General features: G+C 62.3%; 14 protein-coding genes, 1 tRNA gene and 1 riboswitch. Of the genes, 6 read left to right on the top strand and 9 right to left on the bottom strand.

Annotated features, from left to right (window positions below):
- Together ABYW26_RS02790 and ABYW26_RS02785 are read left to right on the top strand one after the other, a co-directional pair.
- Positions 1 to 558, top strand: a 558-nt coding sequence (locus ABYW26_RS02790; RefSeq protein ID WP_372603237.1) for a tetratricopeptide repeat protein, incomplete at its 5' end; no start/stop codon positions are given.
- Positions 559 to 602: 44 nt separating this feature from the next.
- Positions 603 to 678, top strand: a tRNA-Thr gene (locus ABYW26_RS02785).
- Between the two features lie 12 nt (positions 679 to 690).
- Here the strand turns inward: ABYW26_RS02785 and aroC are convergent.
- The 3 genes from aroC to ABYW26_RS02770 form a co-directional block, all read right to left on the bottom strand.
- Complete coding sequence (gene aroC / locus ABYW26_RS02780) at positions 691 to 1,794, bottom strand: chorismate synthase (protein WP_372603235.1); 1,104 nt, start codon at positions 1,792 to 1,794, stop codon at positions 691 to 693.
- Between the two features lie 120 nt (positions 1,795 to 1,914).
- A complete protein-coding gene (locus tag ABYW26_RS02775) occupies positions 1,915 to 2,406 on the bottom strand; it encodes a cytochrome c family protein (protein WP_372603234.1) in 492 nt (163 codons plus the stop codon).
- Positions 2,407 to 2,539: 133 nt separating this feature from the next.
- The gene (locus tag ABYW26_RS02770) at positions 2,540 to 4,249 is read right to left on the bottom strand and encodes a SulP family inorganic anion transporter (RefSeq protein ID WP_372603238.1); all 1,710 of its coding nucleotides are present in this window, start codon (positions 4,247 to 4,249) and stop codon (positions 2,540 to 2,542) included.
- 131 nt (positions 4,250 to 4,380) lie between these two features.
- Positions 4,381 to 4,483: riboswitch (TPP riboswitch) on the top strand.
- Between the two features lie 41 nt (positions 4,484 to 4,524).
- Between ABYW26_RS02770 and thiB the strand changes: the two genes are divergently transcribed.
- From thiB to thiQ, 3 genes are read left to right on the top strand one after another with little or no spacing between them, the layout of a single operon-like run.
- Positions 4,525 to 5,505: a thiamine ABC transporter substrate binding subunit gene (gene thiB / locus ABYW26_RS02765; protein WP_372603233.1), complete on the top strand. Its 981-nt coding sequence runs from the start codon at positions 4,525 to 4,527 to the stop codon at positions 5,503 to 5,505.
- Positions 5,481 to 7,040, top strand: a complete 1,560-nt coding sequence (locus tag ABYW26_RS02760) for a thiamine/thiamine pyrophosphate ABC transporter permease ThiP (protein ID WP_372603231.1) — start codon at positions 5,481 to 5,483, stop codon at positions 7,038 to 7,040. Before thiB ends, ABYW26_RS02760 begins: the two co-directional genes overlap by 25 nt.
- Positions 7,027 to 7,719: a thiamine ABC transporter ATP-binding protein gene (gene thiQ / locus ABYW26_RS02755; RefSeq protein WP_372603229.1), complete on the top strand. Its 693-nt coding sequence runs from the start codon at positions 7,027 to 7,029 to the stop codon at positions 7,717 to 7,719. Before ABYW26_RS02760 ends, thiQ begins: the two co-directional genes overlap by 14 nt.
- A 49-nt stretch (positions 7,720 to 7,768) precedes the next feature.
- On the opposite strand, the gene ABYW26_RS02750 is transcribed toward thiQ, so the two are convergent.
- The 6 genes from ABYW26_RS02750 to dapF all read right to left on the bottom strand — a co-directional run bounded on the left by ABYW26_RS02750 (position 7,769) and on the right by dapF (position 13,569).
- Entirely contained in the window at positions 7,769 to 8,629 is an 861-nt protein-coding gene (locus ABYW26_RS02750; RefSeq protein ID WP_372603228.1) for a cytochrome c1, read from the bottom strand.
- Between the two features lie 17 nt (positions 8,630 to 8,646).
- On the bottom strand, positions 8,647 to 9,993 hold the full coding sequence (gene petB / locus ABYW26_RS02745; RefSeq protein WP_372603227.1) for a cytochrome b: 1,347 nt from the start codon (positions 9,991 to 9,993) through the stop codon (positions 8,647 to 8,649).
- Positions 9,994 to 10,004: 11 nt separating this feature from the next.
- Entirely contained in the window at positions 10,005 to 10,568 is a 564-nt protein-coding gene (petA, locus tag ABYW26_RS02740; protein WP_372603226.1) for a ubiquinol-cytochrome c reductase iron-sulfur subunit, read from the bottom strand.
- Between the two features lie 223 nt (positions 10,569 to 10,791).
- Entirely contained in the window at positions 10,792 to 11,403 is a 612-nt protein-coding gene (locus tag ABYW26_RS02735) for a glutathione S-transferase (RefSeq protein ID WP_372603225.1), read from the bottom strand.
- Positions 11,404 to 11,452: 49 nt separating this feature from the next.
- On the bottom strand, positions 11,453 to 12,733 hold the full coding sequence (gene mtaB / locus ABYW26_RS02730; protein WP_372603224.1) for a tRNA (N(6)-L-threonylcarbamoyladenosine(37)-C(2))-methylthiotransferase MtaB: 1,281 nt from the start codon (positions 12,731 to 12,733) through the stop codon (positions 11,453 to 11,455).
- On the bottom strand, positions 12,733 to 13,569 hold the full coding sequence (dapF, locus tag ABYW26_RS02725; protein WP_372603223.1) for a diaminopimelate epimerase: 837 nt from the start codon (positions 13,567 to 13,569) through the stop codon (positions 12,733 to 12,735). The genes mtaB and dapF overlap by 1 nt, the downstream gene beginning before the upstream one ends.
- A gap of 133 nt (positions 13,570 to 13,702) precedes the next feature.
- On the opposite strand from dapF, the gene ABYW26_RS02720 reads away from it, so the two are divergent.
- The coding region (locus tag ABYW26_RS02720) for a WG repeat-containing protein (RefSeq protein ID WP_372603221.1) at positions 13,703 to 14,034 on the top strand (332 nt) is incomplete at its 3' end.

Below are 14,034 nucleotides of genomic sequence, written 5' to 3'. Positions count from 1 at the left end.
GCCGCCGCCCGGATCAAACGGTTCCAGACCCTGACTGCGGTGAAGCCTGACCACCCGGAAACCCGGATGCTGATGGCGGAATTGCACATCGCCGCCGAAGATTTCCCCGCCGCCGCTGTGGCGCTGGGCGATCTGGCCGAAACCGACCCGACCGCGCGCACGCTGACCCTGATGGCGGCAATCGAACGCGGGCAGGGCGCGGATGACAGTGTGGTGCGCGGCTGGCTGGCGCGGGCGCTGACCGCCTCACGCGGGCCGCAATGGATCTGCGACAGCTGTGGCACGGCCCACGCCGACTGGGCGCCGATCTGTGCCGAATGCGGCAGCTTCGACACGCTCAGCTGGAAAACCGCCCCGGCGGGCGGCGGCGCATTGCCCAATTCGGCGGAAATGCTGCCGCTGATCGTCGGCCGGGTTAAACCGCCCGAGGACAAGGACGAAACGCCTAAGCCGGTCACCGCTGACCTTGCGGTCCAAGACGACGCCCAGCCGGTAGATTACGACGACATCACCGGCGAGGTGATCGAAGTCCCGCAACAGGCCAAAGCCCAAAATTAGGGCTACACACCCCGCGCGGAGGGTGCTAAAGACCGCGCCACCAGGCCGCTGTAGCTCAGCTGGTAGAGCACGTCATTCGTAATGATGGGGTCGGGGGTTCGAGTCCCTTCAGCGGCACCACTTCCCTTTAAATCAGCCGATCTTGCCGCGGTTTTCGCCGATCTGACCGCGGTGCAGCAGCACGTGGTCCAGCAGGACGCAGGCCATCATTGCCTCGCCCACGGGAACCGCGCGGATGCCGACGCAGGGGTCGTGGCGGCCCTTGGTGATGATCTCGGCCGGTTCGCCCGACTTGGTGATCGTCCGGCGCGGTGTCAGGATCGAGCTGGTCGGTTTGACCGCGAACCGCACCACCACATCCTGACCCGAGGAAATCCCGCCCAGAATGCCGCCGGCATGGTTCGACGAGAACACCGGTTTGCCGTCATTGCCCATGAAGATCTCATCAGCGTTTTCGACCCCGGTCAGGGCGGCGGCGGCCATGCCTTCGCCGATCTCGACACCTTTGACGGCGTTGATGCTCATCATTGCGGCGGCAAGGTCGGTGTCCAGCTTGCCATAGATCGGGGCGCCCAGACCGGCGGGAACGCCGCGGGCGACGACCTCGACCACGGCGCCGACTGAATTGCCGGTTTTCCGCAGTTCGTCCAGATAGGTGGCCCAATCCTTGGCGGCCTCGGCATCAGGGGTCCAGAACGGGTTCTGCTCGACCTGATCCCAGTCGAAATTGCCGCGATCAATCGCGCGCGGACCCATTTGCACCATATAGCCCTTGATCTCGATCCCCGGCACCAGCGTTTTCAGCGCCTCGCGGGCAACGCCGCCAGCAGCGACGCGGGCGGCGGTTTCACGGGCCGAGCTGCGCCCTCCGCCGCGATAATCGCGGATGCCGTATTTCTGCCAATAGGTGATGTCGGCGTGACCGGGGCGGAATTTCTCGACGATATCGCCGTAATCCTTTGAGCGCTGGTCGGTGTTGCGGATCATCAGTTGGATCGGCGTGCCGGTGGTCTGGCCTTCGAACACGCCGGACAGGATTTCCACCTCGTCGGGTTCGCGCCGCTGAGTGGTGTATTTGTTCTGGCCGGGTTTGCGCCGATCCAGCCAGTGCTGAAGCATGGCCGCATCCACCGGCACCCCCGGCGGGCAGCCGTCCACGGTGGCACCCAGCGCCGGACCGTGGCTTTCGCCCCATGTGGTGACACGAAACAGGTGACCGAATGTGTTGATGCTCATGGCGCGCTCCCTCTTGAGGTTGGGAATAACGGCCCGTGCGAATTGTCGCAAGAGCCGCCGCAGCAAAGAAAAAGGGCCGCCAGCGGTTTGCGGCGGCCCCTGATTGCGCGGTGCGCTGGCTTATTCGCTGGCCAGGCTGTGCAGATAGGCGAACAGGTCCGCGGCGTCTTCGGGCTTGCGCATGCGCTGCGGGGTCATGTTCGAGCGGCCGCTTTCGCCGGTTGCGCCGGTCAGATAGCCGGTCGGATCCTGAATATAAGGAACGAAGGCTTCTTCGGTCCAGACGATCCCGGCCTCGTTCGCCTCGGACATCAGGTTCGAGTATTTGAACCCTTCGACCGAGCCCGCAACCGCGCCAGCGACGCCATAGAGGTTCGGACCGGTTTTCGAGGCCTTACCAGCCAGCGTTTCGCCTTCGGCATTCACAACCACGTGGCACGCGGCGCACTGACGGAACAGTTTTTCACCGGCTTCGGCGTTGCCGGTGATAACCAGCTCTTCTGCGGCTTCGGCGTTTTCCATCGGCTCGGTGGCTTCTGCTTCGTGCGACTCGGCAAAAAGCGGCGATGCCGCCAGCAGGCCAGCAGCCAGAATGGTCAGGTTAAATTTCATGAGGCCTCTCCTCTTTTTTCATGACGTTGGCGCCACAATACGCAGCGTTCCGGGGTCGTCAATCGCGTCCCTCCCTCAGAGCAACACGATTAGCATAGCGCGACACCTTGCCGCGAATACATGCGACCTTGGTTCAGTGTGACAGCTCTTTCACGGCTTCGAATTGGGTCAAATACACTTTTCCGGACAGGTGATGCAGGAAATGTGTGCGCGAAAGGCGGTCCATGACCGGGCCTTTGACCTCGGACAGGTTCAGGGTGATTCCCATATCTTCGAACCGCTGGTTGATCGCCTCAAGCGATTCCAGCGCCGAGGTGTCGATATTGTTCACCGCCGAGCACATCAGGATCACATGTTTCAGCCCGCGATCGCCAACCACGCGGTCATAGAGGTAATCCTCAAGATAGCGGGCATTGGCGAAATACAGGTTCTCGTCAACGCGGATGGTCAGGATATCGGGGCGGGTCTCAACCCGGTGGCGGTTGATGTTGCGGAAATGCTCGGTGCCGGGAACAAGGCCGACCTCGGCGATATGCGGGCGCGAGGTGCGATAGAGATACAGAAAGATCGACAGGCCAACCCCGGCGGACACACCGATCTCGACCCCGAAGCCCAGCGTCAGCAGGATCGTCGCGGCGACAGCGGTAAAGTCGGCCTTGGAATAGTTCCACGTCGTCCGCAGCATCGAGAAATCGACCAGCGACAGAACCGCAACGATGATCGTGGCGGCCAGTGTCGCCTTGGGCAGGAAATACAGCAGCGGCGTCAGCGCCAGCGCCGCCAGCAGGATGCCAACGGCGGTAAATGCGCCCGCAGCCGGGGTTTCGGCGCCGGCGTCAAAGTTGACGACCGAACGGGCAAAGCCCCCGGTCACCGGATAACCGCCGGAAATCGACGCGGCGATGTTCGACGCACCCAGCCCGATCAATTCCTGATCCGGGATGATGCGCTGGCGGCGCTTGGCGGCAAGGGTCTGCGCCACCGACACCGATTCCACAAAGCCGATGATCGAAATCAGCACGGCCGAACCGAACAGGCTGGTCCAGATATCGACGTTGAAATCCGGGATGGTCAGCGGCGGCAGGCCGCGCGGCACCTCGCCCACGATGGCAACGCCGTGATTGTGCAGACCGAACACCCAGGTCACCAAAGTGGTCACCACCACCGCCGCGACCGGCCCGGCCTTGGTCAGAATATCGGCCATGCGCGGCTTGATGCCTTTCGACAGCAACAGCGGTTTCAGGCCCTTGCGGACCCAGAACAGGAACCCGGTCGAGGTAATGCCGATCAGCGTGGTCCAGATGCTGATGTCACCCAGATGGGCAAACAGCGAATGGATCAGCTCTAACAGGTTATGACCGCCTGCATTGATGCCAAGGATATGTTTCAGCTGGCTGGTGGCGATGATGATGCCTGATGCAGTGATGAACCCGGCGATCACCGGATGCGACAGGAAGTTCGCCAGAAAGCCCAGCCGGAACACCCCCAGCACCAACAGGATCACGCCCGACAGAAAGGCCAGAACAATCGCCGCCGCTGCATATTCCGCCGTGCCTTGCAGCGCCAGATTACCCACAGCCGCCGCCGTCATCAGCGACACAACCGCCACCGGCCCCACCGCCAGCGCCCGGCTGGTGCCGAACACCGCATAAGCCACCAGCGGCAGGATCGAGGCGTAAAGCCCCATCTCGGCTGGCAGCCCGGCCAACAGCGCATAGGCCAGCGATTGCGGGATCAGCATGATCGTGACGATGACGGCCGCCACAAGGTCGTTGGTCAGCGTGTCGCGGGTGTAATGCTGCCCCCAGTCGAGGATCGGGAAATAGCGTTTAAATGACTTCAGCGCATATCGTGGCACGAGAACCGACCTTTTATATTCATGTTTTGTGATGTGTTTAAGTGGCGAAAGCCAGAATTACAAGGGTTTTGCGCGGTTGGATGCTCTTGTAGCGGGTCGCAGTTGGCCGTAGATTGCGCCCTACCTCGGGGTGCCTGGTTGCCGGGCTGAGATGCATGTTGCGAACCCGTTGAACCTGAACCGGTTAAGACCGGCGGAGGGAAGGTAGCTGGACATCCTCCATACCCTGACCCCGCCCGTCGTGAATGAAGGATGACCCTATGAAATATCCGATTTTCGCTGCGGGAGCCCTGTTTGCCACTATGGCGGCGGCAGAAACCCCGGTGCTCACCGTTTACGCCCCCGACTATTTCGCGTCGGAATGGGGCCCCGGCCCCAAGATGGAAGAAATGTTCGAGGCAAAATGCGGTTGCGACCTGCAATTCCGAACCGGCGATCTGCTGCCACGGCTGCTGCTGGAAGGCGATAAGACCGAGGCCGACGTGGTGATCGGCCTGAACACTGATGTCACCAAAAAGGCGCGGGACTCGGGCCTGTTCGCGCCGCATGGGCAAGACAATGCGTCTCTGACCCTGCCGGTTTCGTGGACCGACGAGGTTTTCCTGCCGTTCAACTATGCCCACACGGCGTTCATTTATGACACCACCCGCGTGGCCAACCCGCCTGCCAGCTTTGACGATCTTCTGAACGCGCCGGATGACCTGAAGATTGTGATTCAGGATCCGCGCAGCTCGATCTCGGGGCAGGCGCTGATGCTGTGGGTCAAGGCAGTTTACGGCGACAAATCGGGCGAGGCATGGGCCAAGCTGGCGCCGAAAATCCTGACCGTCACCAAAGGCTGGTCCGAGGCTTATGGCCTGTTCACTGATGGCGAAGCCGACATGGTGCTGTCCTACACCACCTCGCCCGCCTATCACATCATCGCTGAAGGGGATGAGACCAAGAAGGCGGCGATTTTCCCAGAGGGGCATTATTTCTTTGTCGAACTGGCTGGCAAGATCGCTGGCACCGACCAGCCCGAGTTGGCCGATCAGTTCATGGCATTTGTCGTGTCCGAGGAGTTTCAGGAATTCATCCCCACCGGTAACTGGTCGCTGCCCGCGAAACTGGCGGCGGACAAGCTGCCCGAAGGCTTTGCCAAGCTGGATATGCCCGAAAAGGTTCTGTTCTTCGACGAAGATCAGGCCGCAGCCCTGCGTGATGCAGCGGTCGAGGAATGGCGCGCCGCGCTCAGCCAATAAGCGCTGGCGTCTGGGTCGGGGTTGCTGCGGCGGCCCTGATCCTGATGCTGACGCTGGGCACGCTCGGCGCGGTGTTTACCCGCGCCGGGACGCTCTCGACGCTTGGCCCGGCGGATTGGGCCGCAATCCGGTTTACCCTGCTGCAGGCAACGCTGTCGGCAGCGCTGAGCGTGGCGCTGGCCATCCCGGTCGCGCGGGCGCTGGCGCGACGGCAATTCGTCGGGCGCGGGTTGTTGATCACCCTGCTGGGCGCGCCGTTTATCCTGCCGGTGATTGTTGCGATCCTTGGCCTGCTGGCAGTGTTCGGGCGACGCGGATTGCTGAACATCGCCCTAAGTTGGGCCGGAATAGAGCCTGTTTCGATCTACGGCCTGCAAGGCGTTCTGCTGGCACATGTGTTCTTTAACCTGCCCTTGGCGACACGGTTGATCCTGCAAGGCTGGCTGTCGATCCCGTCGGAACGGTTTCGGCTGGCCGCCAGTCTGGGCTTTCGCGCCGCCGACATAAATCGCGCGCTTGAGCTGCCAATGCTGCGGCGGGTGCTGCCCGGCGCCTTCGTGGTGATTTTCGTCATCTGCATGACCAGTTTTGCCGTGGCGCTGACGCTGGGCGGCGGGCCGCGCTCAACCACGGTCGAGCTGGCGATCTATCAGGCGTTTCGTTTCGATTTCAATCTGGGCCACGCGGCGCTGTTGTCGGTGATTCAATTCGGCCTGTCGGCGCTGGCAGCGGTTCTGGCGGCATGGATCGCGGTGCCCGCGTTCGGAGACGCCGGGCTGGACCGGCCATTGCTGCGCTGGGATGCGCGCAGGCTGCGGTTGCGGCTGTTGGACGGGGCGTGGATCGTCGCGGTGGCGCTGTTCCTGCTGTTGCCGCTGGCAATGGTCGTGGGGCAAGGCGCGCTGGCGCTGTTTTCCCTGCCCGAGGCGGTATTCTGGGCGGCGGGGCGGTCGGTTCTGACCGCGATCGGCTCGGCACTGCTGATGCTGGCGCTGGCCTTTCCGCTGGCTTATGCCGCCACCCGCGCCGGGCGCGGGTTCGAGGTGATCGGCACCCTGTCCATCGCCGCCTCGCCGCTGGTGATCGGCACCGGCCTGTTCATCCTGCTGCGCCCGGTGACGAACCCGGTGGCGCTGGCCTTGCCGGTGACGGCGCTGGTCAACGCGGTGATGAGCCTGCCTTTCGCCATGCGCGCCCTTGTTCCGGCCCTGCGCGAGGTCGAGGCCACCTACGGCCAGTTGGCCGACAGTCTGGCCCTGCACGGTATGGCGCGGCTGCGGCTGCTGCTGTTGCCCCGTATGCGCCGCCCGATCGGCTTTGCCGCCGGGCTGGCGGCGGCGTTGTCGATGGGTGATCTGGGGGTGATCGCGCTGTTTGCCGATCCGGCGCGGGCGACCTTGCCCTTGCAACTGTATCGGCTGATGGGGTCGTATCGTCTGGATCAGGCGGCGGGTGCGGCGCTGTTGCTGTTGGGGCTGTCGTTGGCCCTGTTCTGGCTGTTCGATCGCGGAGGACGGGTGAATGCTGACGCTTGATAAGGTGCTGTATCGGCAGGGCGAATTCAGCCTGAGCGCGGATTTTTCCGTCGCACCGGGCGCGCGCGTGGCGATTCTGGGCCCGTCGGGCGCCGGGAAATCGACGCTTTTGGACCTGATCGCGGGCTTTGTCGTGCCGGATCAGGGGCGGATTTTGTGGCAGGGCGACGATCTGACCCGCGTTGCGCCGGGGGATCGGCCGCTTAGCCTGTTGTTTCAGGACAACAACCTGTTTCCGCACCTGACCGTGGCGCGGAATGTCGGCTTGGGCTTGCGCCCCGATCTGCGGCTGTCAGCCGATCAGAAACAGGCGGTTCAGGCGGCTTTGGCGCGGGTTGGCCTGTCGGGGATGGGCAACCGCAAGCCCTCGGCCCTGTCGGGCGGTCAGCGCAGCCGTGTGGCGCTGGCGCGGGTGTTGCTCAGGGCGCGGCCGCTGATGCTGTTGGACGAGCCGTTTGCGGCGCTGGGACCGGCGCTGAAGGCCGAGATGCTGGCGCTGGTGCGCGAGCTGGCGGATGAAACCGGGGCCAGCGTTCTGATGGTCAGCCACGATCCCGCCGATGCGCGGGCCTTGGCAGGCGATACGATACTGGTGGCCAATGGCGTGGCCAGCCCGCCGCGCGAAACCGGGGCGTTGTTTGCTGATCCGCCCGCCGCGTTGCGCAGCTATCTGGGATAAAAAAGCGCGCCCCGAAAGGCGCGCTTTGATCTGTCTAAAGGTAGGGCCCTTAGCTGGACTTGGCTTTCTTCTTCACCGGGGTCCAGATTTTCTTGTTGGTCAGATACAGCAGAACGCTGAGCAGGACCAGGAACAGGGCGCCGATAAAGCCAGCGCGCTGACGTGCCATCATCTTGGGCTCGGCGGTCCACATCAGGAACGACGCGACATCCACGGCTTCGTGGTGCAGTTCGTTGCTGTGGCCATCGTCGAACTCGACATCTTCGCCCGACAGCGGCGGGGCCATGCCGATCCACGAACCGGGGGCCATGCGACCGATTTCAACACCGTGCTCGTCATAGATTTTGCACGAGTCGGGATAGCCGCCCGGTGCAAACGCGGTGTTGTAATAGCCGTCAAAGTCCTCGGGCGCACATGCCGGCGGTTCTTCATAGCCGGTCAGGATCGACGCGATGTATTCCGGGCCGCCAATGCCGTTGAACAACTGGCTGAGACCAGTGCCATACGGGCCGTGGAAACCGGCACGCGCCTTCGCCATCAGCGACAGGTCAGGTGCGCCGACGCCGGTGTTTTCCGGGAACTTGTCGGTCGGAATGGCGGGACGGTAGTCGTCCAGCTCGGGGTCGAAGACTTCCCATTGCGACGCATAGGCACGCATCTGCTCCTCAGGCAGCGCCGGGCCGCCCTCGTCGCTGAGCGTGCGCAGCGGCACGAACTTCAGGCCGTGGCAGGCCGAGCAGACCTCGGTAAAGACTTTCAGACCGCGCTGAAGCTGGTTCTGATCGAATTTGCCGAACGGCCCTTCGAACGAGAAGGCGACGTCGTGGACGTGGCCGCCTTCGGACGCCAGCGCCGAGCCTGCGGACAACGCCAGAGCCGTTGCAGCCGAGAGGGTGAGTTTCTTGATCATGTTTTTGATCCCTTTTCTCACTCGGCCGGGGTCGATTGCGCAGCTGCGCCATCGGTCCCGCCCTTGCCGTAATGGGCGTTAAAGTCATCTTCGATCGTTGCGGGCTGGGCCAGCGGTTTCTCGATCACACCCAGCAGCGGCAGGATGACGAAGAAATACGCGAACCAGTAGGTCGCCCCGATCAGCGAGATCCAGTCATACGGGAAGGTAGTCGGCTGAGCACCCACCCACATCAGGACAACAAAGTCGATCGCCAGAAGCGCGAACCACCATTTGAACATCGGACGATATTTGCCCGAGCGCACCGACGAGGTGTCCAGCCACGGGGCCAGCGCCATCGCGATGATCGAACCAAACATGGCCAGCACACCAAAGAACTTGGCGTTGACGATGCCGAAGGTGATGAACGACACGAACTGAACGGCCCAGACTTCCGAGGTGAAAGCGCGCAGGATCGCGTAGAAGGGCAGGAAATACCATTCCGGAACGATATGTGCGGGCGTCGCCAGCGGGTTTGCCTCGATATAGTTATCGGGGTGACCCAGGAAGTTCGGCATGAAGCCGACGATCGCAAAGAACGCCACCAGCACGACGGCTAGCGCGAAGAAGTCTTTGATCACGAAATAGGGCCAGAACGGCAGGGTGTCTTTCTCGGCTTCGGCTTTCGACCCGCGGCGAACTTCAACACCCGTGGGGTTGTTGTTGCCGGTGTGGTGGAAGGCCCAGATGTGAACGGCCACCAAAGCGGCGATCACGAAGGGCAGCAGATAGTGCAGCGAGAAAAAGCGGTTCAGCGTGTAGTTGTCCACGGCGGGCCCGCCCAGCAGCCAGGTCTGGATCGACTCGCCAATCAGCGGGATCGCACCAAACAGGCCGGTGATAACGGTTGCGCCCCAGAACGACATCTGACCCCAAGGCAGCACATAGCCCATAAAGGCGGTGCCCATCATGGCCAGATAGATCAGCATGCCGATGATCCAGGTCACTTCGCGCGGGGCTTTATACGAGCCGTAGTACAGGCCGCGGAAGATGTGCAGATACACAGCAACAAAGAACAGCGATGCGCCGTTGGCGTGAATGTAACGCAGCATATGGCCACCATTCACGTCGCGCATGATGTGCTCGACGCTGGCGAAGGCCAGGCTGACATGCGGGGTATAGTGCATGGCCAGCACGATGCCGGTGGCGATTTGCAGCGCCAGGCAGAAGGCCAGAACAATGCCCCAGATCCACATCCAGTTCAGGTTCTTGGGGGTCGGGATCATGATCGTGTCATACACCATGCCAACGATCGGCAGGCGGGCATGAAGCCACTTTTCAATCCCGGTTTTCGGTTCGTAATGATCGTGCGGAATTCCAGACATCGTGTCCTCCCTCAGCCCAGCTTGATCGTGGTGTCATCCACGAATTCAGCGACGGGGATATGCAGGTTTTGCGGCGCGGGGCCTTTGCGGATACGGCCTGCGGTGTCGTAATGCGAGCCGTGGCAGGGGCAATACCAGCCACCGAAATCACCCGAGGCGTTGCCTATCGGCACACAACCCAGATGGGTGCAGACGCCGATCATCACCAGCCATTCACCTGCTTCGTCCAGGGTCCGGTTGGTATCCGAAGCATCGGCACCGGCCGGGGCATTGGGGTTTTCCGAGGTGGTGTCGATCAGTTCGCTCACGTTTACAGCGCGAGCGGCATCGATCTCATCCTGAGTGCGGCGGCGAACAAAAACCGGTTTGCCGAGATATTTTACGGTCAACTGAGTGCCGACCGCTACGCCAGACACGTCAACCCGGATCGTGCTGAGCGCCTGCACATCGGCGGACGGATTCATTTGATTTACCAGCGGCCAGACGGCGGCTCCTGCCGTAACAGCACCGACACCTGCGGTCGCGTAATACAGAAAATCGCGGCGGGTGCTATCGTGGTCTTCAGCGTGGGACACGAGACTTCTCCCTTCCTTGGCCCTGCGGTGGCCAAAACAACCCCCCAAAAAGGGGAAGCTATGACATTGCAATCGGCGCGGTTTTAGCTGCCTTCTGTCTAAGCGTCCAGCAATCATTGACAGTTGGACGCGCATTTATCGCACTGTTTCGGGCTGATAGCGGTCGCAGTTGTCGGAAAGAAACAGTTGTGCCGTAGCTTTTGGGCTTGCACGGCCAACGGACTCAGCCCGCGGGCGGAGTCGTGGCGACAAAGCTGCTTCGGGCGGCAAAGCTGGCAAACCACTTGGCCAGCGCATCATTGCCAAGCCGCCAGTTGCGGTCGGCATGGCGGAAATCCAGATACCCCAGCGCGCAGGCGGTCGCGATATGCCCCATTGTCATCGGTCCCGACAGAACCGGCATCCAATCGGCATTCAACGAGTCGGCCGCGCGGCGGATCTTGTCCCACTGGCCTTCGATCCACGGCGTATAGCGCAGATCTTCGGGGCGGATGCGGGTTTCGTAGACCATCAACAGCGCCGCGTCCAAAATCCCGTCGGCCAATGCCTCAAGCGTCAGAACGCTCCAAAGTTTCGGCTCGGCCGGATACAGGCCCGCCTTGGCCCGGTCGTCCAGATAGCGGCAAATCACCCGGCTGTCATAGATCGCGGTGCCATCGGTCAGGGTCAGAACCGGCACCTTGCCCAACGGGTTCTCCGCCAGCGGCGCCTGACCGGGATCAACGGGCGAGCCCGATCCGATCTGTTTTTCCACATCGGCATCCATGCCGGTTTCCAGCAACAGCATCCGCACCTTGCGGGCGTAGGGTGATGTCGGGCTGTGATACAGTTTCATGTCGGACTCCCTGGCAACCAAGGGAATCCTAACGCCATGGCGGTCGGGTTCAAGTCACGAGTGGCCTTGCGACCAGTTGTTGACCCGCAAAGCCCGAGATTTGGGCGGATATGATCTGACCCTCGGGTTGGGGCGCGGCAAAGCTGACTTCGGTGAATTGCTCGGTCCGGCCCATCACCGGGTTTTCCAGCAGCACCTTATGCGTCAGCCCGACCTGCGCCGCCAGATGGCGCTGAACCTGCGCGTCCCCGATCTGGCGCAACCGGGCGGCGCGCTCTTTGATCGCCTTGCCATGCACGGGCGGCATTTTCGCCGCCGGGGTGCCTTGGCGCGGGCTGTAGGGAAAGACGTGCAGCCACGTCAGATCGCATTCCGTCACCAGCCGCAGCGAGTTTTCGAACATCGCCTCGGTTTCGGTGGGGAATCCGGCGATGATGTCAGCGCCAAAGGTCATGTCGGGCCGCAAGGCGCGGGCCTGTTCACAGAAACGGATGGCGTCATCGCGCAGGTGGCGGCGCTTCATCCGTTTGAGAATCATGTTATCGCCAGCCTGAAGCGACAGATGAAGATGCGGCATCAGGCGCGGCTCGGTGGCGATGGCCTGCATCAGGTTCTCGTCGGCCTCGATGCTGTCGATACTGCTGATCCGCAGGCGCGGCAGATCGGGCACCAGCCGCAGAATGCGCATCACCAAATCGCCCAGGCGCGGCTCGCCCGGCAGATCAGCGCCCCAGCTGGTCAGATCGACGCCGGTCAGCACCACTTCGTTATAGCCCTTGTCGACCAGCCGCTTGATCTGATCCACGACCACCCCGGCCGGCACGCTGCGCGAATTGCCGCGACCAAACGGGATGATGCAAAAGGTGCAGCGGTGGTCACAGCCGTTTTGCACCTGCACATAGGCGCGGCTGCGGGTGCCGAAGCCATCGATCAGGTGACCGGCGGTTTCAGTGACCGACATGATGTCATCGACCTGAACCTTTTCGGTCTCGCCGATGAAATCCGGCCCCTTGGCCATGCGCGCCCATGTTTCGGGCTGCATTTTCTCGGTGTTGCCGATCACCATGTCGACCTCGGCCATGGCGGCAAAGGTGTGGGGTTCGGTCTGGGCGGCGCAACCGGTGACGATCAGCGTGGCATCGGGATTGTCGCGGCGCAGCTTGCGGATTTCCTGACGCGCCTTGCGCACGGCCTCGGCGGTGACGGCGCAGGTGTTGACGATGACCGCGTTACCCATGCCCGCCTGCGCCGACAGCTCTTTCATCGCTTCGGTTTCATAGGCGTTCAGGCGACAGCCCAGCGTGGTGAATTTTGGCGGCTGTGCGGTCATCAGACCTGGCCCAGAAAAGCGCCGGTAAAAGTGCCGCTAAAGACATGAGTCGTCGGACCTGTCATCCACACGCCATCATCGCGCCAGTCGATCCACAGCGTGCCGCCGTCCAGATCAATCCGCACATGCCGCCCGGTCAGGCCGCGTCGCGCCGCAGCCACGGCAGTAGCACAGGACGACGACCCCGAGGCCAGCGTCACGCCGACGCCGCGCTCCCACACCCGCATCCGCAGGTGGTCGGGGCCGATCAGGCTGGCGAATTGCACGTTGGTGCGTTCGGGGAACAGCGGGTGATGTTCGATCTCGGCGCCGCGCGCCTCAAGATCGACCGCCTCGGCATCATCGACGAAAAAGGTGCAATGCGGGTTGCCCATGCCGGTGGCGGTGGGGGCGCCGTCGATCGGCAATTCCAGCGTGTCGATCTCGTGGGCCAGCGGCACCTCGTCCCAGTTCAACAAGGGCGCGCCCATGTTCACCCGGGTCAGGCCATCGCCCGCATCCTCGGCGATCAGCGTGCCGCGCTCGGTCGTCAGGGTCAGGCGGGTCTGGCCGGTCTCATCCATGATATGCCGGGCGATACAACGCGTGGCATTGCCACAGGTCGACGACAATGAGCCGTCCGAGTTGTAAAACTCCAGCCGCGCATCGGCATTGCCGCCGGGATAAATCACCGCCAACTGATCGAATCCGACGCCGCGATGCCGGTCGGCAATGGCAATCACCAACGCCTCGGACAGCGGCGCAGAGTCTGCCCGCTGGTCGATGACCACAAAGTCATTGCCTAGCCCATGCATTTTCATAAAGGGCAGGCCGGAAGAGCCAAGTTCTGTTCGCATGATGCGGCATATAAACCTGTGGCCCGACCGAATCCAGAGGCCGCAGACGTGCGCGCCGCAGGCGTGTCATTTCGGCTTTTCATTTTGCCGGTCGGCGGTAACGTGGATCCACGTATTTTAGCAGGAGTATTTTATGCGCTGGTTTTCCGCCATTGCCTTGGGCTGTTTGACGATTTTTGCCGGGATTGGCCCGGCTTTCGCCGCCGATCTTTACCCGCATTGCCCGGTTCGGGACGAAAAATGCGGCTATATTGATGCCACAGGTAAATGGGTGCTGCCGCGCAAATTCGATTATGCCGCGCCCTTTGACCGCAACGGGCTGGCCATGGTCAAGATCGGTAAGAAATACGGCTTGATCGACACGACCGGCAGCTACGCTACCCCACCCGATTATGACACGATCTTTAACGCCTATTACGCCGAGGCCCCGTATTACCCGGTCAAGAAAGACGGGCTGTATGGGTT

The sequence above is a fragment of the Actibacterium sp. genome (assembly GCF_041584535.1).
GTDB lineage: Bacteria > Pseudomonadota > Alphaproteobacteria > Rhodobacterales > Rhodobacteraceae > Actibacterium_D.
This window is presented reverse-complemented; position numbering and strand designations above follow the sequence as displayed.